Here is a 19344-nt window from a genome sequence, read left to right as displayed (position 1 = left end):
GGGAATGGTTGTTTCAGAAATTTGTATGGGAACGATGACCTTCGGTTCTAGTTGTGACGAAAAGGAAGCATTCCGAATTTTGGACCGTGCATATGACGCGGGAATCGACTTTTACGATACGGCCGAAATTTACCCCGTTCCACCTGACGCTAGTTATGTGCATGAAACGGAAAAGATATTCGGCAAATGGCTCAAAACGAAATCGAGAGATTCGATTCTTATAGCGACCAAGGTTTGTGGTCCCGGACATGGTTGGTTTTCTCCGCCGGTTCGCGAGGGAAAAACGGCTCTGGATCGAAGAAATATCCGAGTCGCAATCGAAGGAAGTCTGAAACGTCTCGGCACCGATTTTGTGGACCTTTATCAAACCCATTGGCCCGATCACGATTTCGGATACGAGGAAACTCTTGAAGTTCTAACCGAACTCATTCAAGAAGGAAAGGTTCGTTATATCGGAAACAGCAACGAGACGGCTTGGGGAATGATGAAAAGTCTTTCCGTTTCGGAACGATACGGTTTCGCACGTTATGAATCCATTCAAAATAATTTCAGCATTCTGAATCGAAGATTTGAGGACGCGTTATCCGATATCTGTCGTAGAGAAAGTGTGAGTTTACTTCCGTATTCTCCGATCGCAGGTGGTGTGCTCTCTGGAAAATACAATTCTCCAAATCCTCCGCAGAACGCACGATTCAGTCGTTATATTAATTCCGGCGAAAGACAAAGAAAGATGGCGAATCGTTTTTTAAACGACGGGACCTTGGCTTCGACAGAGAAGTTATTGACGGTCGCAGAATTGGCGGGAATGTCTCTGACGGTTCTTTCCGTCGCTTGGTCCAAACAACACGACTTCGTTGCGTCCACGATCGTCGGTGCGAACACTGTGGAACAATTGGATGAGATTCTTAAGGCTCAGAACGTGATTTTATCCGATGATATTCTCAAAAAAATCGACGAAGTTTCAAAGGAGATTCCTTATCCGATGGGATAAGCGGTCGTAAATTTTTTGATACTTTCGGAGGTTCCGAATAGAATTAAAATTTCATTCTCTTGGAATACGGTTCCGGATTCCGGGAGAATGATCGTTCCTTCCCGTTGATTTTTGTTGTCGGAATCTGCCTTTCGAATCGCCACAAGGTTGAGTTTATATTTTTCTCTCAAACCCAAATCCTTCAGTTTTTTCCCGAAAAGGTGGGAAGAAATTTCCACTTCGAAAAGACTGTATTCTTCGCTTAACAATGTTGCTTTTTTTACGCCTTGATAGCTGAGTTGTTCCGCCATCGAAGCGGCGGCTCTTTCTTCCGGATTGAAAAGATTTTCGATTCCGATCATTTGTAGAATCTTACGATTGATTTCGGAATGATATCGTATATGCAAAGATTCTAATTTCATATCTTTGAGATGATAAGCGGTCGTGATCAGAGATTCGAAGTTCTCAGCCAAGGCGACTACGATATCGTCCATATCCTCTAAATCCAATTCTTCCAAAGATTGTTTGTTGCTCGTGTCGACGCAGACAGCGAGCGCACAGTGATCCTTGATTTCTTCGATCGTCTTGATGTCTTTATCGATTGCGGTGACTTCATGTCCGTTTTCGTTTAAGTAGATAACGAGAGATTTTCCGAATTCTCCCAAGCCGATGACGGCGATTCTTTTTTTATGAGTTTTGTTTTTTCTTTTTACGGCCATTGTTTTCCTGCCCTATCCGACGATGATGGATTCTTCCGGATATCTTAGGCCGGAAGTTTTTTGTTTCGGAACGAACGCGATGAGAATCGTTAACATCCCGACTCTTCCTCCGAACATCATCAGACAAATCATCAGTTTGCCGGGTGAAGTCAGGTTGGGAGTGATTCCTCTCGAAAGTCCCGCAGTTCCGAATGCGGAGACGGCTTCATAACACAAATCTAAGAATTCGAATTTTTCAGTCATCGTTAAGACGAAAATTCCGAAGAAGATGAGAAAGAGGGAAACTAAAATTCCTGCCGAGGCTCTGGACACGGAACCGGACGATATTCTTCTTCCGAAAATTTCCACTTCTTCCTTTCCTCGTATATGATTGAAAAGGTGAAGACCGGAAACCGCAAGAGTCGTCGTTTTGATTCCTCCTCCGGTGGAATTGGGAGAGGCTCCCACCCACATAAGAAATAGGGAAACGAAAACCATTGGCGTTCCCATTTTAGAAATACTTAATGTATTAAAACCGGCTGTCCGCGTGCTGATCGAATAGAACAGGGAATGAAATAGTTTATCCGTTTCATTCAAACCCGCGAGAGTGATTTTGTATTCTAAAACGTAATAAGAAAGACAACCCAGTAGTATGAGCGTTAATGAAACAGTAAGAATGAGTTTCGCCCCGAGTTCCATTCTTTTTCGCTGTTTGTCAGTGTTAAAAGCCCAGTGGATCAAATGATTTACCGTCGGAAATCCAAGTCCGCCTAACACGATTAAGATCATAACCACGGAAAGGAACTTTCTTTGGTCGAGCATCCAGCCGGTTTCAAACCCTTGGGGAAAGACGGAGAACCCGGCGTTGCAAAAAGAACTCACTGCGTGAAAAAGGGAGTTGAAAATTCTATCTTTTAGAGCCGTTTGCGACGGATCCGGATACCAGAAAAAAATGAACAAGGCTCCGAGTCCTTCGATCAGAAACGTCTGAATTGCGACCTGCTTTAGGATAAAGGAAACTCTTCCCACTGTTTCCTGACTGAAGAGATCCTTGATGAGAAGCTTATTGGTAACGCTGACTTGCCCCGCCAAAAAGATGGCGAAAAAAACGGTGAGGGTCATCAGTCCAAGTCCGCCGATCTGGATCAGAACCATAAGAATCGTTTGTCCACTTCCGGTCAGTTGAGTCGCTACGTTGATCGTGCTGAGACCCGTCACGCAGACGGCGCTCACTACCGTAAAAAAAACGTCGATCGTGTGAATCGACGTCGTCTGTGCTCTTGGTAGGGAAAGCGCCATCGTACCAAGAAAGATAAGAATGGCAAAACTACCTGTGATTACGAAAGAGGGACTGATTTGTCTGTAATTGAGGAGATCCGTTTTACGGATCAGGCGAGAAAAATTGCTGAACAAAAGAAAAATCTGGCTCAAGGAAAGAAACGCCAAACTTGCGTCTTCTCCGCTCAAAGAGTTGAACGTAAGAAGAACATAGATTTCTTTGCTGATCAGTTCCTGAAAAACGAGAAGAGAGATTACGATAACTTCCGTTTTGTGAGCTACGAGATAATCCGTAAAGTTTCCGAGAACAAAAAGAAAAGAAAGTGCCTCGTAGATAACTAAGGAAATTACGATTCCGTTGACGAGAAGTCGAATCCAGTGAGTCCATTCGTGAGGATAATAAAAACCGTAAATGAGAATCAAAAGTCCTAAGGAAACGATTCCGCAAAGAGAATAATAAATTCTTAATATAGGTTGAATGGATTCGTGATAAAGGATCGCGGCGTTATGACGGAATTTTAGAAAATCTTCGAAACTTTCCCGAAACGATTTCATCAGAAAGAAACGTTAAAAAGTGTGATATCGATTTTGTATTCTCGACCCGGAGCGACGGAAGCGGAGGAGCCGGATATCGGGATCGGAACCGAATTTCCAAATCCGAGAGAATCGGGCGATGTCGGTTCCACCGGAGGAGAAGCGGGTTCGTTTTCTTTTCTATCCGCTTCCAATTCTTTCATATCCTTCCAAGCGTTCGCGAGGGCGAGACTCGTACCAAAAGTAAAAATAAATATGGAACCGCCGAAGGTCTTTTGAAATTTATGAACTCCATGAATCTTTGCCGAAGAAGCGATCGCGTATCCGATACCGAGAGTGATCGGAAGGGTCATAAAGAAGATGATTGAAAATCGTCTCGCCGTAGTTTCCGTATATTTCTCTTCTTCGAAAACTTGGTTCTGTCTTTTTTTTCTTTCCGATTGTTGCGCTTGTCTTTGAAGAATCGCTTCCACATTGATTTCGCCGGTGAGGGGATTGATGAGATTTTCCTGTCCTCGTTCCACGTTCGGATTGGTGGTTCGTCTCAAACCTCCGGTGCCCGTAGTAGAAAAAGGAGGTTCGAAAGGAACTTGTGCGTTTTTCGGAGAAACGAGGACCGGTTTTTTAAAAGCAGGAGGAATCGTATATTCCTGATAACCGTCACGATTGGGAGAATCCTTATAATTTCGAAGATTGAAGTCGTACGGATCCGCAAAGTCGCTCTGACTCTGGGAATACAATCCGCTCAGGTTTATGACGGAAAGAATCAGAAGAATGGCCGTTAAATTACGGATTTCCTGGAATCTGGGCATGGCCTTTCCTCTACAATCTGCCGAACGCAGGTCGAGGCAAGAATTTTTAAGGCCGATTTAGGAGGCGGATTTCCTGCCGCTCAGAATCTCGGAAGTATAAAGAAAAGAATTCAATCTCACCGATTCCAAGGTCTCCGCACTCAGACCGATCTTAGCCGCTTTTGAATATTCTTCTTCGATGGTCGTGCCGAAAATTCCTGGATCATCCGTAGAAATCGTAAATCGTAAATCATGTTTTTCGAATCTTAGAATCGGATGAGTTTTTGGATCTACCACCATGCCTATGTATTCGTTCGAGCTTGGACAGGATTCGATGATTGCGTTTGTCTTTTTGATTTGGTCCATGCAGAAATTCTGAAAACCGAAACATTCTTGTAGAAATGAGGGGGAAGTTTCGAGCTCGATCGTTTCTTTGTGTTTGAGGGAATCGATTTCATTCCCGATTCTTTCCCGAGAAGGAGTTTCCATATAAGAATCCAATTCTTCCTTTCGATCATAGTAGAATTGAAGTTGATCGAGACGTTCCGATTTGGATTCGAAAATTTTCCTTTGAATGCTGGACGGATCCAAGCCGAGAGCGATCGCGTGACCGAGACGATGCGCCCCCCACTGCGCGGATTCTACAACCCAGCGAGAAGCCGAAAGAATGGACTTGTCCTGAAAACTTTCGCCTACGTGATAGAGAATCGAAAGAGCCGTATCTTTCTCGGCGGCGTTGTCTTTATTCACTTCTTCTAAGAATTTCCGTTTGTCCTTGGGCGGAAATCCTTCTTCAATATAACAAAAATCTAATCCTACCAAATATTCTCGAATGAGAGAATTCCTTTCCATCAGACGTTTGAGAAGTGCGTATTCTTGGAAAACGTCTCCGTCCCTATGCAAGGAGACGACGAGTTTTCCCTTGGCACGGCCTCCGGTTTTTTCCTCTCCTTTCGCCAAACCTTCGCAGGCCGCGATCGTCTTTTCGTAGATTCCTTCTTCCGTGTCTTTTGGAGAATACATGATTCTATATTCGCCGAAGGTAACTCCTTGAGAAAATTGATCTTCTACGATTCGAGATGCGACTAACGCGATTTCGTCGGGATCGAACTTGGATAACGCGATGATAAGATTGAATTTAGCCTGAAATTCCGGAAACGGTCCGTGATGATTGAACTGATAGAGTTTTCGAAAAGAATCGGGATTCTTATAATCCTCGAAAAAAGTTTTCGTAGAAATACTCTTTCCATAACATTGTTGATAAGAATGGGTGAAGATTTCCCAACGAGGTGAGGGATTCGATTTTCCGATTTCAAAAAGAAATTCGGAAGTGATGGAGCCGTAGAGATGATTGTGAAGATCGGTATAATGTTTCATAGTTTCTTTTTCGGACCGCATTTTTGTTTTCGTTTTCAGTGAGTTTTCGATCTTGGAGAATGATTTTCAATCCGCCTCGAATTGTTCCTAAGACGTACTTGAAAAAGATATTACAAACGTGAAAGAAAAATTTTCGGAAAAGAAGTAGTTTTAATCCGCAACCTTATAATTCTGGATGAACCTTGAAAACTCTACGTCATTTACTTCATACTTTTTATAGAAACATACGACCTAGTCTTTTGAATACGATGATTCTCAAGTTGGCGGTCCCGGTCGTGTTTGGAATGCTCAGTCAAACCGTTGTCTGGGTGACCGATACGATGATGGTGGGAAGGCTTGGTAAGAATTCGATCGCGGCGATCGGGATCGGAGGAATTGCGCACTTCACCGTTCTCGCTTTTTTGATGGGATTTTCGATGGGGATTCAGGTCATCGTTTCGAGGAGATTCGGAGAAAAGAACGATTCCGAAATCGGAAAAGTGGGGCTTACGACTTTATATCTTGCTTTGTTTTTTGGAGGATTGTTGTCGATCGGAGGAGCGGCTTCGAGCGGATGGATGATGGAACTTCTCAACAAGGACGAGATTGTGAGAGGACTTTCGAGTGATTATCTCTACTTTCGTTTTTTGGGAACGATCTTTTTCTTTTTACTATTTACGACTCGCGCCTTTACGGACGGACTTGGGATCACGACCGCGGGACTCGCATCCATGATCATAACATGTTTTGCGAATATATTCTTGAATTGGATTTTGATCTACGGACATTTCGGTTTCGAGGCAATGGGAGTGAAAGGCGCGGCGATCGCTTCTTCTCTTGCGGGTGGCGCCGGATTGCTTGCGTTTCCTTATTACTTTTATAAAAAAGATCTTGGAAAGTATTTCAAAGGAATTTCTTGGAAGTTCAGCTTTCCTCATCTGGAGGAAATTCTCAAAGCGAGCACAGCGCCCGCGTTAGCCGAATTACTGAATAATATTTCCTTTATGATCTTCATCGAGTTCGCGACCATTGTTGGAACCGCCGCGGTCGCAGTTACGAATATGTTGTTTAGCACGTTGAGTCTTTCCTTTTTACCGGGTTACGCATTCGGGGTCGCGGCGACGACGATCTTAGGACAAGCGCTGGGGGCTGGGAAAGCGAAGCTGGCCTATCACGGAGCGTTCCGTTCCGCATTCTTTTCTGCGTGTGGGATGGGGACGATGGGTTTGGTTTTTATTCTATTCGGAAAGAAGATGTTGTCCGTATATACGAACGATCCGGAGTTGATTCAAGAAGCTTACGGACCGCTTGTGATTTTAGGAATCATCCAGGTTGCGGACGCCTATCATATGGTGATCGGGTCGGCGCTTCGGGGAGCGGGGTTGCAAGGATTTGTATTCAAGGCCTATACCTTGGCTTCTTATTTTGTATTCTTACCTGTTGCGTATTTCTTGGGGATCTACTTAAAACTCGGGTCCGTAGGACTTTGGTCCGGGATTGTCGCCTGGGTTTTCGTGTTAGCTCTTGTTTTTCTGATTCGTTTTAGAAGAAGGGATTGGGCACACAATCGAGTTTAAGTGGATCAAAGGACCCGGAGGAATGATTCTAAGGTAGGAATGTAAGCGTATTCTTTCTTGCCAGATCCGGTTTTTCGGTTTTTCTGGTCTGAAGATGAAAAAAGCGCTCATAACTGGGATCACGGGGCAAGACGGATCCTATCTAACAGAATTTCTCCTCGGAAAAGGGTATCAAGTGCATGGGATCGTAAGAAGAGCCAGCATGTTCAACCGGGGAAGAATCGAGCATCTTCGCGGGAACTCCAATCTGGTCCTGCATTACGGAGATCTTACTGATTCGAGCAACCTGAACCGAATCCTGGAAAAAGTATCCCCAGACGAAATCTATAATCTTGCGGCACAATCCCACGTGGGAGTTTCTTTTGAAGTTCCGGAATACACCGCAGAAGCCGACGCCGTAGGAACTCTGAGAATTTTAGACGCGATCAAACAGATCGGAGTCAAGAGTCGTTTTTATCAGGCCTCTACTTCCGAACTTTACGGAAAAGTCCAGGCGATTCCACAGACGGAAAGCACTCCATTCTATCCAAGATCGCCATATGCTGTGGCAAAGCTCTACGCATATTGGGCCGTGGTAAACTACAGAGAAGCGTTTGGGATTCACGCATCGAATGGAATTTTATTCAATCACGAATCTCCGAGAAGGGGAGAAGGATTTGTGACAAGAAAGATCACGATCGGTGTTGCCAATCTTCTCGCGAAAAAAGGTGGACCGATTCACCTCGGAAACATGGACGCAAAGAGAGATTGGGGATATGCACCGGATTACGTCGAGATGATGTGGATGATGTTGCAACAACCCGATCCGGATGACTACGTGGTCGCGACAAACGAAACCCACACGGTGAGGGAATTCGTGGAAAAATCCTTCGGGTTTGCAGGAGTGCAGGTTCGTTGGGAAGGAAAGGGAGACACGGAGAAAGGATTTGACGCAAAGAGCGGACAACTCTTGGTCGAAGTAAACCCGAAATTCTATCGTCCGACCGAAGTAGATATTCTCATCGGAGATCCCGCGAAGGCAAAGAAAAAATTGGGATGGGAACCGAAGGTGAAATTCGAAGAACTCGTAAAGATCATGACCAAAGCGGATTGTGAGTTGGTCGGTATCAAACTCTAAAAGAAAAATCTATTTTTTGAATATACTTTGGGCGATTCGCTCGCGAGCACATTCTAAAAAAGGCTCGCGATCGCGCTTTCCGCTTCAATCTCTCGCGAATAATCCACTCCATTCTACTTTTCTAATATACTAAAGTTCTCTTTTTCAGAGAGAAATCCAAGCCCTAAAAAGTGATTTTTCTTTGAAAGGCGCTCGAGATTTCCGCTACGATCGCTATCGCAGGGAGCGGAAAAAAAATAAAACCTCAAAAAAGGGTTCGGACTTAAGGAATCCATTTTGATATTAAAAAGGAGAGAAAGAAAAAAATCAAAATGAAATTCTCACCTAAGAATTTTCTTTCTAAAATAGAAGAGGATCGAATTTAGGAATAAACGATCCCATGAAAATAGTTAAAAACCAAAAGGTGTTCCCAGAAAAAAAACTTAGGATTTGAGAACTCAAATTCCCCTGAGAAGAGTGCGAAAGACGAAGAGATTAAAAATTTCCATTCAGAGAAAAGATTGTCGTAGTTCCGACCATTTTCCGTAAAAGCCGCGAGCCCCCGCCCCAATCGGGTGGAGGAGGAGGGCTCGCGGGAAAAAAGCGAGAGACATTTCTCTATCAGAAAAAACTACTTTTTACAAGTAAAAGTTTTTCATTTCGTTTCGTAGGAACTCCTACAAAAAATTCTATTCAGACTTGTTTTTCCGAAAAGAATCTTCCCGGAATAGTTTGAATCGATTAACCCCAGCCTTCGCCCCCATCAACGTCGGCCCAAAGATACCAAGAAAGGATCGTCCGATAAGGAGAGAATGATTTCAGGAATTCTTGAATCTCTTTCTTATTGTCCTTTGAGATTCCATAGTGTTTTTCCACCGACTTTCGGAGAATCAAATCGTTGATCGAAAAATGATCCCAGCGATCAAGTGCAAAGATCAAAACCATCTCGGCGGTCCAAGGACCCACACCTTTCAAAGAACAAAGAAGTTCCAACACATTCGTATCTTCTAATTTATGGAGTTTAGAATCTGAGATGATTCGACTTTGATACGCTTCAGCTACTCTTTTGATCGTTTCCGTCTTTGCCTGCGAAACTCCGATCTTTCTCAAATCTTCGTTCGAGATCCGGAGAACTCTTTCAGGAGAAGGAATTTTTTTCGTTTCAGCAAGAGCGATCAATCTTCTCTCGAAAGTGAGAGCGACCTTCGTTGAGAGTTGTTGTCCTAAAACGGATTTAATGAGAACCTGATAGGGAGAACCGATCGTCTTTAGATTGCACGGACCGACCGAATCGATCAATGTTTTGGTAACCGAATCCTGCTTTCGGAGCCACTGAATCGCTTTTTTGAGTCGAAAATCTCTGTCTTCAATATTCTGCGAGAAAGAAATTCCGGAACTAGAAGATTTCGCTGATTTTCTTGGAGCAGTCATTCCAAATCCGGGAAAGACGCGTTATGCTCTTTTCTTGAGTTTGTTTTCCATCTGGGATTTTTTTCTATAGATATGAACTAACTTTTCCAATTCCACTAAATCCGTACAACTGAGTTTTCCTTGATCCAGTTTGATCCACTTATTTTTCGTAAGAAGATCGAGGACCAAATTCTCATCTTTCGGATACGAAAGACCGACCATCTTGATTAAGTCTTTTGTACCGATCTCAAAGTTATACGAAACCTTCGGGGTGATCTTGATTCGATTCTTCTCGACCAAAGTAAGAAGAGTATCCGCGATTCTTCCCTGAGGATCGTTGATCATTAAATTTGCGAGTTGTTTATAAGCGGTCCAAATTCTTTCCGAAAGAAGGGTGATCAGACGAGTTGCCAATTGAGGCTGAGCCTTCACCATTCCTTCGAAGTTCGCTTTGTTGATGGCGAGAAGTTGAACTTGACCCCAAGCGATTGCGGAAGCGGATCTCGGCTTATTGTCCAAGAGCGCCATTTCCCCGAAAATGTCCCCGTTTTGAAGAACGGCGAGTAATACTTCGTTTTTATCCACGATCTTGGTGATTTTCACCTTCCCGTTCTGGATGATATACAATTCTCTCCCGGGTTCGTGTTCGCAGAAAATCATCTCGTTGTCCGCGTACATCCGGTTGAACTTCGTCAGATCGATCGGAGCCGATTGCATCGGCTGATTCATTGTCTGAAGTTTTAGTTTTGCCTGAGTGGCAAACGGACCGTTCGGAAGATATTGGAGATATTTCTGAAATGCGTAGGCCGCGTGCGGGTTGTTCTTCTGATTGAAGTAATTTTCCCCGATGTTGTAGAGTTCGTTCGGATCTTCTTCCACAGCGGAGCGAAAGGTCAGACGAGTGATCGTCTGGTCGAACTGACGGAGTTTCATCGAGAAGTAGCGGATGATTTTCATCGCTACCGGTGTATTCCTTTGAATGAGGGTTCCGAATTGATCGTAGCTCACTTCGATCACGGAAACGTCCGTGAGCGCCACTGCGGATTCGATCTGCGCGTGTTGGCTCATCGCGGCGACGACGCCGAAAAAGTCCCCGGGACCTTGTACGGAATTCGGGTCTTCTCCTACAACTGGGTTTTCACGTCCTATTTTTACCTTACCCTCGCGGATAATAAAGAAGCTAGGCGAATCTTTTTTTCCCTCTACGATAATGTAGGAGCCCTTCTGAAAGTTAACGATTTGGAAGATGCCTGTGGACATGCTGTTGGGTTAGTATTTTTTTTGAAAATCAGAGTTCAACTGTTTTCATTATCGGATTTTAGGAATCCAATCTCCAAAAAAAGAACTACTTTTCTCCACATTCTGACAATTCCGTCTTAGATCCGCTCAAAATCTCCCATTCAGAGAGCTCTAAAGAGGCTTTTTCGGCGAGTTCTCGGGAAAACGACTGGGTGCAGATGGATTTGAAAACCTCTTTCGCTTTGTTTTCCTCTCCGATCTCAAGATAAAGTTTTCCGGCTTCAAAAAAGGCATTCAAACCCTGGGTAGAAGAGGGTTCTTCCGAGTATTGCTGAAGGCTGATTTCGAGAACTTTTTCAGGGCGTCCCAGCCGGGAATAGTTGTTTTTTAAGACCTGATAGGCCTTGGATTTGAATTTGCTCGAAGGATAAAGAATCAGAAAACTCTTAATTTCTTCTATTGATTTGTGAAATTTTCGGTCTTTGTAGGCTTCTTCTGCGATTCGAAGAAGATTTTGCGCTTGGGTTTCTTGAAGCGGACTCGCTTCGGAGCGAAGGGAATTCGAAAGAGAAATCCAAGCGAAAATGAGAAAGAGTATGAAAACGTAAGAACCTTTGGCCTGCAAGATAATCTCCGGAGGAAAAATTCCCCTAATAAAGATTATCTGCAGAATTGCCGAAAAGGTTGATTACTTTTTCTTATCGATTGTCTTCCGGTGGTGTTCGCAGAGCCGATAGAGTTTGCCTGAAGAGGGATTCTTCTTGGCAACTTTCGTTCCACAAACAATACAAAGGCCGTTGTTTCTTCTTCTTTGGTACAAGAGTTGTACTCTTTCCGCTCCGGAAAGATTATACTTACTTACCTGTATTCTGAATCCCTTATATAGATAATTCCCCACTGCATCAATGGATTGAGATTTTACTCCTGTTACCAGGGACTCAAGATCGTCGTTCGAGATTTTTTTTGGTTTCATACAGTTACTTGAGACGAAATCACCTAATTAAAATTACAGAAAAAAATGCGCGTTAGATCTTTTTTTAAAAAACGTTTAAAAAAAAAGAAAAGTAAAGGAAACAAAATCATAGAAGGGAAGCCATAAATTTGAAATAATTTGTTTCCAAGAAAGAGAGGGAACGGATCCGAAGATCGTGATAACGAGCGGAATCCTTGACTTAAAAACAAGGGAATCCTGCCCAAAATTTTGGATAACGAAACAGGCGTTCGGCGGTCGAGAAACGGCGAAAAGCGGCTAAAAGCTTGCAAAATTGGAGTGGATCCAATAAAATTAGAGAGTCAATTTCACAAAATGAAAAGGAAGGAGATGTTTCAATGAAGAATGAACATTTGTACCCTCATCTAAAAAATCGAAATGGGTTCAAAAATCGAAATCGTCTTTTCCAAAGGATTCATTCTGTATATAGGGTATTTTACCCTATGTTTCTTCTCTGCATCGTAGTTTCGACTTTTGCTTGTAAGGCGAGCCCGAAAGACCAAGTGCAAAAGATATTATCCGACAAACAAATCCCTGTGGAGGAAAAGATACGTCAGACATCGTTCCTCCTTTTGGGAGATCGGCTGAAAGAAATAGAAATCGCCCCAGGAGAAACGTCCGGAAGCGGCAACGTAAGAGTCACTTTAGCAGTAGGTGGAAATTCCGCGCTTACCTTTTTAGGTCAGAAAGAATACAAAGAAAGAATGAAACTGGAAATCGCGCTTCTTTCTTTTCGACTTTTGCAGACGCTCAAAAATCTTCCGATCGAAAGTATTCGAGTAAGTATCATAAAACCGTATTACGTAAAAAATTCCCCAACGGAATCCATAGAAGAATTTGAAGTTTTTAGAGCGAGGATGGAAAAGAATTCGATGAAGTCGATTCAAGGTTTCGAAACCGTCGATTCCTTTGCCGCCGATTCGTACGATTCTCCCGATCCAGCCGTTTTGGATGTGATGGTTCAGATCGTTCAAGCCTGGAAAGTGGAGTTGGATGAATTGAACCGTGTGGAAGTGAACTAAAAGAACGCAATCTCAGTAAACGAAGAAAAAACGGAAACGTTCTCCTTCTGAAAAGAATGGACCGAGATTGGAAGATCCCATTCTAAAAGATCCATGTCTCTTCTACTTTTAAAACAAGTCATGAGTTGATTATAAATTATATTTTCAAGATTAGAATATGCGAAGAAAATGGAAGTTCATTTTCTATCGTTTTTAATATGATATTTTACTCCTAATTCTTCCCCGTAAGATCCGTATTTTCTTTGAAAAAGAATGATTTAAACTTTTTCCGACAAACGAAACGATTCCGTAAAACGCATGAAAACGGACTTGAAGTTCGTCTGAAATAAACTTACGAAGAAGTATTACTTTCAGCTCCGAGAATTCCTTTTGATCCCGTTATCAATAAAAATGAAATATTCCGATTTAGAATAATTTAAGAATATTGAATATTCAAATTTTATTTTATACTTTTAATATAAAAATTTTAATTCATTCTACTTTTTTATTTTTTGTTTGTCATATTTTTTACGTTTTTGGCAAATGTTTCCGAATTTAAAAAAGGAGGTTTGTTGCAATGACCATAGAAAAAGAAAATTTGGACGATCTGGAATCAGGAAGAGTTTTGAATGATTCTGAAATGGAATGTCTCCGGGAAGCCTGTAGAAGCAATCCGTTGCATTATACTTGGATACGAATTTTATTCTCTTTTGGATTGAGACCTGAGGAATTGATTTCGATTCGTGCGGAAGACGTCGACATTGAAAATGGAATATTAAGAATTCGTGGTTTAAATGGGTTGGCGGAACGTTCCTTGATGATTCCGGGATGTTTATTAAAAGATTTTTACGGTTCTCTCAAAGGGAAATTGCCGGATGAATTCCTATTCTCAGGAAGAAAAGGGAAACTCCATCGAAGGACGATTCAAAAACTTCTTCAAAAGATAGAAAGTAAAACCGGAATTGAAATCACTTTTCCGATGATTCGAAGGACAATCGCAATGAGAATGCATAAACACGGCATTTCTATCGCGTATATTTCGTTCTATCTCGGATATAAGACTCGAAGGGCGACCTATAAATTGATTGGGAAAAGCGCGAAGGTCGAGCGGTTAAAAATATTTTCCATCGAGGAAATTATAGACATTGGAGCTTAAAAATGAGTTGTAAACGCGTTCTGAAAGCTTAATTTAGTCCTAATTCTCCAAAAGGAAGCCATCTTTGGAAATCAAGACGAAAAAGATCGGTAAACATACTCTAGTTGCGCTCAATGGAAGGCTGGATATCGGACATTCAGACGAAGTCGAAGCAAAATTACTAGATGATGTTCAGTCCGGCCAGGGTGATATTTTGATAAACCTGGAAAATATTTCATACATCTCCTCTTCGGGGATTCGTATCTTTGTAGGTATGGTCCGTGAACTGGAAAAGCAAGGAAGGAAGTTGAAACTCTGTTGTATCACTCCTCCCGTAAAAAAAGTTTTCGACGTGGTCGAACTGCTGGATCTGTTTGAAGTTTACGAAACAGAAAGCGCGGCTCTCGATTCACTAACCTAAAATCCGGGAATTTTCCCGGATTTCCCTCGGGGTCTATGTCCCGGAAATTTCTTTCTAAACTCATCTCACCGAACGCAGTCCCTCCGGCGCTGTTGTTTTTGATCGTCTTTGTTTTTGTTTGGATTCCACAAAACGATCGATTGGAATTCCCTCCAGTCTGGCCGGATGAAGTCCTTTTCTATTCCCCAGCTCAAGATTTTGCAAGTTTCGGAACTTTGAGAACGAACGTTTTAGAAGGTCTGATTCCGGGAATGGAAGAGATCACACTTTGGATGCCGCCGATCTATTTTCTTACGGGCGGATTTTGGATGCAATTCGTTTGGCCGGGCTTGGAAGGTTTGCGTCTTTTCACTTCGATCACGGCCGCGTTTTCGATTCTTATTTTATTCGGGATTTTAAAAAGAATCGGATTCTCCTCTTTCTCCGCGCTCTTCTCTTGTCTTCTCCTCGCGACAGATCTTCTTTTTTTAAGAGTGGGTTTGATGGCGAGAATGGAAGCTCTCTGCCTATTCTTTGCGTTAGGAAGTCTTTTCTTTCTTGTACGAAGCGCTCTGGAAGAATCCCCTGAAAAAGTAAGTTGGATCGAAGGCGCCGGCGCCGGTGCTTTGCTCGGGCTTTCTTTTCTCTCTCATCCTTTCGGCGCGGTTTTTGGAATTCCTTCTCTCTATCTTCTTTGGAGAAGGGGTTCTCTGTTTCAGCCTTTGTTTTGGTTGGGCGGAATACTACCGTTGATCGTATGGATCGTTTGGCTTTTTCCGAAATGGGATCTATTCTTATTTCAATTCGGGTTGCAGTTCGGAAGAAAGAAAGAACTCTTTTCCGTTTTTTCCATGATCACAAAGATCAAGATTCTCATCGGAGGATATGAAAATCCGGGAGTAAGAATTCTATTTTATATTTTTCTTTTGGCGGGAATTGGAATCAATCGAAGACTTTTGAAAGAGAAAAAAGAACGTTTCATCTTTCTTTTTGTTTGGATTCTTGGGACGCTCGCATTTCTTTTTCTTTCCACGGAATTTTATTATGTGATGTATCTTACGATTCCGATTTCTGCGTTAGGCGGAATTCTTTTGGAGGATTCCGATCGAAAGAGAGTCGTCTATACCGGTTCCGGACTTTTATTCTGCAACTTACTCGTTCTTTTTCTTGCGTATCGAAAAGTGGGATTTGTGAATCCGGAATTCGATCTCGGAAAAAAATTTTCCGAAGAGATCGCAATCGAACTCAAGTATTCTAAAAAAGTTTATATCCAAGCGATCCCAGATCCGTATTTTTATCTGAAAGAAAAATATCCGAATCAACAAATCTTAGAATTCATTCCTGGAGAATTGCCCGTGCCGCCGGAAATGTTTATCGGAACTCTCGATTCCATCGATACGTTTGTTTTTAGCGAAGGAACGAAACGAAACGAAACGATCGATTCTTATCTAAGGGAAAATTCCTCTTCCTTTTATAAGAAGAATGTTTCTGTATCTCCTTCCACCACTCGAAAATTGGTCCGAGCTCAGGCGGAGATCTATCTTCGGAAAAAGAAATGAATTCTTTTCGGATCCAAAAACTTCTCTTCGGAGCGATTGCATTTGCTTTTTTCTTTCATGCCTGCGTGGGAAAAGAATCGGACCGACAAGGTCTTTCGGCACTTTTACCTTTGATCGGTCCGCTCTTAAACGTGGGAATCATCGGAGATTCCCTTTCTCAGAGATCGGATGGTTTCGGTTTGAGAGAAAAGTTGGGAACAAGATTTACCGTTACCGACTATTCCGTTTCAGGAAGATCGGTGCCCGGTTGGAACGACGTGATCGGAACCGCTCTTACGGAACAACAGGATCTTTTGATTTTAGAATTAGGGACGAACGACGTTTCCAGTTATCCGATCGATCAGTTTCCAGGAAATTACGAAATTCTTCTCCAGTCGATCCAAAAGGTGAGCAACGCGGCGATTCTCGTAACAATTTTGCCTCCGACGATTCAACCCGGTTATCGCGCAAATATTCTTCAGATCAATCCTTATCTAAGAAGCCTCGGTTCCCGCTATTTAACCGCGGACATGGAAACCGTTTTTCTTGAAACCGAAAAGACGATTCCCTTGTATCCTCAGATCGATCCGATTCATCCGAATCCGGTCGGTTACGATCTGATGGGAACCGTGTATTCGGACGCTATTCGGAAGATTTATTTCAAGTAAATTCAATCATTCTTATATTCACAATTCAGAATGAATGGATTGAATACTTGCGCTACATAGAGTCTTCCTTCGAACGGAATCGCCGTGCTTCCTGCCGAAATTAAATCGCCCGAAGTCGCGAAAATTTCATCGAACTTTCCGTTCTGATTGATCCGAAATATCTGAGTCGGTGCAGGATAATCTTCGTTTAACATATGTCTTATGAATTTATACGTTGAAGGATGACCAACGACGAAAATTCTTCCGTTGGAATCGAGTTCTAAATTATCCGTTCCGGAATCTAAAAAAATCGTTTCCGCCGGACCAAGAACCGGGTTTCCATCCTGTCTCTGAATTGGAAAACGAAAGACGCTCCGATCCGTAAAGCCGGAACGATAGAGAAATTCTTTTCCTTGAGAATCCTTTACGTGGAGAATTCCGTTTCCATACGAAAGTGGATTGTTCAGGTTCGACCAAGTTTTTCCGTTGTAGTAAGCGATATCGGCCCGTTTGAATCCGAAAAGATCGTCCCAGAGAAGGTAACGGAGAAAACTTCCCGCACCGTGATCGTTCGAAACGTAGATTTCGTTTTCGCTAACGGCGTGGAGGTCGTTTGGACTCGTGATCAAAGGATCTGTGAGAGTTCCTACATGAGACCAATCTTTTCCCTTTCGTTCGAAAATTTCCACGGTATGTTTTTTATAAAGTGTAGGATGAGAAATCACATAAAGACGATAGGTCCCTTTCGTCTTAAGGAGACTCATTCCGTGAGGTCGGAACTCCGGAGGAAATTGCACCGGAAGTTCTTTCGGAACCGAAGAATTTTTGAGATCGATCCAAAAGATCTTTCCCGTCTGATCGGAGATTCTTCTCTCGTGGCTTGAGACATAAAGAATTTTCTCTTCGGCGTCTAAGGCTAAATCTTCCGGACCGGGGAGTCCTTCGATTCGAACGCAAGCCGATCCGGACGGCCCCAGCGATTTGACTTCCGCGCCGCAACTGAGAACGGCAAAGAGAGAAAGGATAAACGCAATTTTTAGAAAACCGGAGGAGTTCCCGCAAAGGAGGGCTTTTTTTAGCAGAAGAGACTGTTTCATATCGTTTTACGGTCCATTTTTCGCGAAACTACGGTGTCCTTTTCCCCAGAAGATGATTTCGATTTCAAGCTGGATCGTCGGAGATAAGACAGATTTCCGTAAAAGTCGCGAGCCCCGCCCTGGTTTAGGGTGGAGGGGTGGGAGGTGGAAAAAACTGGAGAAACTTTCCTTTATCACAAAACGGCTGTTTTGCAAGCGAAAGTCAATCTTCTCTGGTAGGAACTCCTTCACCACCAATGGCCGTTTGAACTCCGTGTTTTAAATTTTTAAAAGGATTGCCGGAAACTTTGGAGAGAGGCAAGGAAAAAACTTAAAAAAAATGTTTGCTATTTTTATGCACTGCACAAAAATAGCAATAGAGATCCTCTAAAACGAATTGAGGGGTTGCTGTATGGAAAAGAACAAATTAAACGACATAATCAACGCTGGGATCGGCGCCGTTCAAACCTCCCGCGAGATTTTCGACAAACTAGTAGATGATTTAAACGATGGAAAGGAAAAGATCGAAGAAAGATTCGATCAGCTCAAAGCTCAAGGTGAAAAAGACATGAGCGAGAATGCACTCAAATTGAAAGTCAATCTTGCATGGGGATTGGTTCGGTTCGAAGAAATCCGAGACAACATTCTGAATCATTTCATTAAGAAATAAGTTTCTTTGCGCTGGAGCAAGATTCTATTTCTTACTCTCTGGTCTTTGATTTCCGCCGGAGAGATTCATTCCAAGGAAATTACACTATTCTCACACTTCATTGATTCCTCTCCCTCCATCACTGGGGAGAGGATTCTTCTCAAACAAAACTTCACACCGGCTTCCACATTCAAATACTGGATCGCTCTTTTTCTAATCGAAAAGAATTTGGTCTATCCTAGTTTTCAAAAAATAAGTTCCGAAAAACATATCCCGCATTCGCCGCGAGCTCTGAATCTCCGAGAAGCGATGTTGTATTCTTCCAATTCTTTTTTTCTTTCGTTTCTGGAAGACGAACCGAAACGTTACGAAGAACTTCAAGATTTTCTAATGCGAATCGGATTCGTTTCGGAAGTTTATAAAAAACCGTTTTTGAATCGTAAGAATCTTTTCCTTTCTCCTTCGATCAAAACATCTCCGGAATCACAACATAACTTTCTCGTTTCCTTCCTAAAAGACGAAGGTCGTTCGAGAGGAGTTTCTTCAAAGACGTTTCAATTTTGGAAGGAATCCGCTTTTTGGTCCGAATGTGATTCTCAAAATTCAATCCTTTACGGAAAGACAGGATCTCTCGGTGGAGCGTTTTGGTTTTTGGGTTTTTTAGAAAAGAAACAAAAATTTTGGGAACGTTGGACGAAAGATCTCCCAAAAGAATATTCCGTGATCACGGTTTTGCAAACGGGAGAAGGATCTTCGAGAGAAGGGGCGATTCGTTCTTTCTATCGGATCGCGGGTTGTGAGAATGAAATCGAAAACGTTTTGAAAAGAATCTCGGAGTGACTGGATTCGAACCAGCGACCCCTTCCCCCCCAGAGAAGTGCGCTACCACTGCGCTACACCCCGATTCTTAAATAATACAGTAAGAATTTTGGAAAAGGCTCTTCTGTAAACTGAAAAA

18 protein-coding genes, 1 tRNA gene and 1 pseudogene are annotated in these 19344 nt (G+C 42.7%); 10 read left to right on the top strand and 10 right to left on the bottom strand.

Annotated features, from left to right (window positions below):
* Positions 1-4: 4 nt before the first annotated feature.
* Positions 5-991 carry an aldo/keto reductase gene (locus DLM75_RS00425; RefSeq protein WP_118967895.1) on the top strand — a complete coding sequence of 329 codons (987 nt, stop codon included), beginning with the start codon at positions 5-7 and terminating at the stop codon, positions 989-991.
* On the opposite strand, the gene DLM75_RS00420 is transcribed toward DLM75_RS00425, so the two are convergent.
* Genes DLM75_RS00420 through DLM75_RS00405 form a run of 4 tightly spaced genes read right to left on the bottom strand, consistent with a single transcriptional unit; the run spans position 976 to position 5648 of the window.
* A complete protein-coding gene (locus DLM75_RS00420; protein WP_118966609.1) occupies positions 976-1689 on the bottom strand; it encodes a potassium channel family protein in 714 nt (237 codons plus the stop codon). The two genes, DLM75_RS00425 and DLM75_RS00420, sit on opposite strands and share 16 nt — an antisense overlap.
* 12 nt (positions 1690-1701) lie before the next feature.
* A complete protein-coding gene (locus tag DLM75_RS00415) occupies positions 1702-3501 on the bottom strand; it encodes a TrkH family potassium uptake protein (RefSeq protein WP_118966608.1) in 1800 nt (599 codons plus the stop codon).
* Positions 3501-4292: a hypothetical protein gene (locus DLM75_RS00410; protein WP_118966607.1), complete on the bottom strand. Its 792-nt coding sequence runs from the start codon at positions 4290-4292 to the stop codon at positions 3501-3503. Before DLM75_RS00410 ends, DLM75_RS00415 begins: the two co-directional genes overlap by 1 nt.
* Before the next feature lie 57 nt (positions 4293-4349).
* Complete coding sequence (locus tag DLM75_RS00405) at positions 4350-5648, bottom strand: amidohydrolase family protein (RefSeq protein ID WP_118967894.1); 1299 nt, start codon at positions 5646-5648, stop codon at positions 4350-4352.
* 182 nt (positions 5649-5830) lie between these two features.
* Between DLM75_RS00405 and DLM75_RS00400 the strand changes: the two genes are divergently transcribed.
* Both DLM75_RS00400 and gmd read left to right on the top strand, forming a co-directional pair.
* Positions 5831-7204 carry an MATE family efflux transporter gene (locus tag DLM75_RS00400; RefSeq protein ID WP_118966606.1) on the top strand — a complete coding sequence of 458 codons (1374 nt, stop codon included), beginning with the start codon at positions 5831-5833 and terminating at the stop codon, positions 7202-7204.
* Between the two features lie 94 nt (positions 7205-7298).
* Positions 7299-8321 (top strand): GDP-mannose 4,6-dehydratase, encoded by a 1023-nt coding sequence (gene gmd, locus DLM75_RS00395; RefSeq protein ID WP_118966605.1) that lies wholly within the window; start codon positions 7299-7301, stop codon positions 8319-8321.
* Positions 8322-9041: 720 nt separating this feature from the next.
* Here gmd and DLM75_RS00390 read toward each other — a convergent pair.
* From DLM75_RS00390 to DLM75_RS00375, 4 genes and pseudogenes are all read right to left on the bottom strand, one after another.
* The gene (locus DLM75_RS00390) at positions 9042-9731 is read right to left on the bottom strand and encodes a DNA-3-methyladenine glycosylase family protein (protein WP_118966604.1); all 690 of its coding nucleotides are present in this window, start codon (positions 9729-9731) and stop codon (positions 9042-9044) included.
* Positions 9732-9752: 21 nt separating this feature from the next.
* The gene (locus DLM75_RS00385) at positions 9753-10970 is read right to left on the bottom strand and encodes a cyclic nucleotide-binding domain-containing protein (protein WP_069606076.1); all 1218 of its coding nucleotides are present in this window, start codon (positions 10968-10970) and stop codon (positions 9753-9755) included.
* A gap of 48 nt (positions 10971-11018) precedes the next feature.
* Positions 11019-11526 (bottom strand): annotated as a pseudogene (locus DLM75_RS00380) (tetratricopeptide repeat protein); the annotation flags it as partial.
* Positions 11527-11637: 111 nt separating this feature from the next.
* On the bottom strand, positions 11638-11922 hold the full coding sequence (locus tag DLM75_RS00375; RefSeq protein WP_118966602.1) for an LIC10235 family protein: 285 nt from the start codon (positions 11920-11922) through the stop codon (positions 11638-11640).
* Positions 11923-12383: 461 nt separating this feature from the next.
* On the opposite strand from DLM75_RS00375, the gene DLM75_RS00370 reads away from it, so the two are divergent.
* The 5 genes from DLM75_RS00370 to DLM75_RS00350 all read left to right on the top strand — a co-directional run bounded on the left by DLM75_RS00370 (position 12384) and on the right by DLM75_RS00350 (position 16682).
* The gene (locus DLM75_RS00370; RefSeq protein WP_429945405.1) at positions 12384-12962 is read left to right on the top strand and encodes a hypothetical protein; all 579 of its coding nucleotides are present in this window, start codon (positions 12384-12386) and stop codon (positions 12960-12962) included.
* Between the two features lie 556 nt (positions 12963-13518).
* Complete coding sequence (locus DLM75_RS00365) at positions 13519-14097, top strand: tyrosine-type recombinase/integrase (protein ID WP_118966601.1); 579 nt, start codon at positions 13519-13521, stop codon at positions 14095-14097.
* 64 nt (positions 14098-14161) lie between these two features.
* Positions 14162-14497, top strand: coding sequence for an STAS domain-containing protein (locus DLM75_RS00360; RefSeq protein WP_069606080.1), 336 nt, complete (start codon positions 14162-14164; stop codon positions 14495-14497).
* Positions 14498-14532: 35 nt separating this feature from the next.
* Complete coding sequence (locus DLM75_RS00355; RefSeq protein ID WP_118966600.1) at positions 14533-16035, top strand: ArnT family glycosyltransferase; 1503 nt, start codon at positions 14533-14535, stop codon at positions 16033-16035.
* Positions 16032-16682: an SGNH/GDSL hydrolase family protein gene (locus tag DLM75_RS00350; protein ID WP_118966599.1), complete on the top strand. Its 651-nt coding sequence runs from the start codon at positions 16032-16034 to the stop codon at positions 16680-16682. Before DLM75_RS00355 ends, DLM75_RS00350 begins: the two co-directional genes overlap by 4 nt.
* Before the next feature lie 2 nt (positions 16683-16684).
* Here DLM75_RS00350 and DLM75_RS00345 read toward each other — a convergent pair whose 3' ends face one another.
* Entirely contained in the window at positions 16685-17758 is a 1074-nt protein-coding gene (locus DLM75_RS00345) for a nucleoporin Nup120/160 (RefSeq protein ID WP_118966598.1), read from the bottom strand.
* Between the two features lie 391 nt (positions 17759-18149).
* On the opposite strand from DLM75_RS00345, the gene DLM75_RS00340 reads away from it, so the two are divergent.
* Together DLM75_RS00340 and DLM75_RS00335 are read left to right on the top strand one after the other, a co-directional pair.
* On the top strand, positions 18150-18407 hold the full coding sequence (locus DLM75_RS00340; RefSeq protein ID WP_069606084.1) for an LIMLP_16025 family protein: 258 nt from the start codon (positions 18150-18152) through the stop codon (positions 18405-18407).
* Positions 18408-18413: 6 nt separating this feature from the next.
* Positions 18414-19226 (top strand): penicillin-binding transpeptidase domain-containing protein, encoded by an 813-nt coding sequence (locus DLM75_RS00335; protein ID WP_118966597.1) that lies wholly within the window; start codon positions 18414-18416, stop codon positions 19224-19226.
* On the opposite strand, the gene DLM75_RS00330 is transcribed toward DLM75_RS00335, so the two are convergent.
* A tRNA-Pro gene (locus DLM75_RS00330) sits at positions 19218-19289 on the bottom strand. The genes DLM75_RS00335 and DLM75_RS00330 overlap by 9 nt on opposite strands.
* Between the last annotated feature and the right edge of the window lie 55 nt (positions 19290-19344).

Origin of the sequence: Leptospira stimsonii, from assembly GCF_003545885.1 — a bacterium.
GTDB lineage: Bacteria > Spirochaetota > Leptospiria > Leptospirales > Leptospiraceae > Leptospira > Leptospira stimsonii.
The sequence above is the reverse complement of the archived record's forward strand: the minus strand, read 5'-3'. Positions and strand labels throughout refer to the sequence as shown.

What these genes read in the sequence shown, in the direction of transcription:
- DLM75_RS00425 (WP_118967895.1), top strand. Translation starts at nt 5, where the DNA reads ATGGTTGTTTCAGAAATTTGTATGGGAACGATGACCTTCGGTTCTAGT.
- DLM75_RS00420 (WP_118966609.1), bottom strand. Translation starts at nt 1,689, where the DNA reads ATGGCCGTAAAAAGAAAAAACAAAACTCATAAAAAAAGAATCGCCGTC.
- DLM75_RS00415 (WP_118966608.1), bottom strand. Translation starts at nt 3,501, where the DNA reads ATGAAATCGTTTCGGGAAAGTTTCGAAGATTTTCTAAAATTCCGTCAT.
- DLM75_RS00410 (WP_118966607.1), bottom strand. Translation starts at nt 4,292, where the DNA reads ATGCCCAGATTCCAGGAAATCCGTAATTTAACGGCCATTCTTCTGATT.
- DLM75_RS00405 (WP_118967894.1), bottom strand. Translation starts at nt 5,648, where the DNA reads ATGAAACATTATACCGATCTTCACAATCATCTCTACGGCTCCATCACT.
- gmd (WP_118966605.1), top strand. Translation starts at nt 7,299, where the DNA reads ATGAAAAAAGCGCTCATAACTGGGATCACGGGGCAAGACGGATCCTAT.
- DLM75_RS00390 (WP_118966604.1), bottom strand. Translation starts at nt 9,731, where the DNA reads ATGACTGCTCCAAGAAAATCAGCGAAATCTTCTAGTTCCGGAATTTCT.
- DLM75_RS00385 (WP_069606076.1), bottom strand. Translation starts at nt 10,970, where the DNA reads ATGTCCACAGGCATCTTCCAAATCGTTAACTTTCAGAAGGGCTCCTAC.
- DLM75_RS00375 (WP_118966602.1), bottom strand. Translation starts at nt 11,922, where the DNA reads ATGAAACCAAAAAAAATCTCGAACGACGATCTTGAGTCCCTGGTAACA.
- DLM75_RS00370 (WP_429945405.1), top strand. Translation starts at nt 12,384, where the DNA reads ATGTTTCTTCTCTGCATCGTAGTTTCGACTTTTGCTTGTAAGGCGAGC.
- DLM75_RS00365 (WP_118966601.1), top strand. Translation starts at nt 13,519, where the DNA reads ATGACCATAGAAAAAGAAAATTTGGACGATCTGGAATCAGGAAGAGTT.
- DLM75_RS00355 (WP_118966600.1), top strand. Translation starts at nt 14,533, where the DNA reads ATGTCCCGGAAATTTCTTTCTAAACTCATCTCACCGAACGCAGTCCCT.
- DLM75_RS00350 (WP_118966599.1), top strand. Translation starts at nt 16,032, where the DNA reads ATGAATTCTTTTCGGATCCAAAAACTTCTCTTCGGAGCGATTGCATTT.
- DLM75_RS00345 (WP_118966598.1), bottom strand. Translation starts at nt 17,758, where the DNA reads ATGAAACAGTCTCTTCTGCTAAAAAAAGCCCTCCTTTGCGGGAACTCC.
- DLM75_RS00340 (WP_069606084.1), top strand. Translation starts at nt 18,150, where the DNA reads ATGGAAAAGAACAAATTAAACGACATAATCAACGCTGGGATCGGCGCC.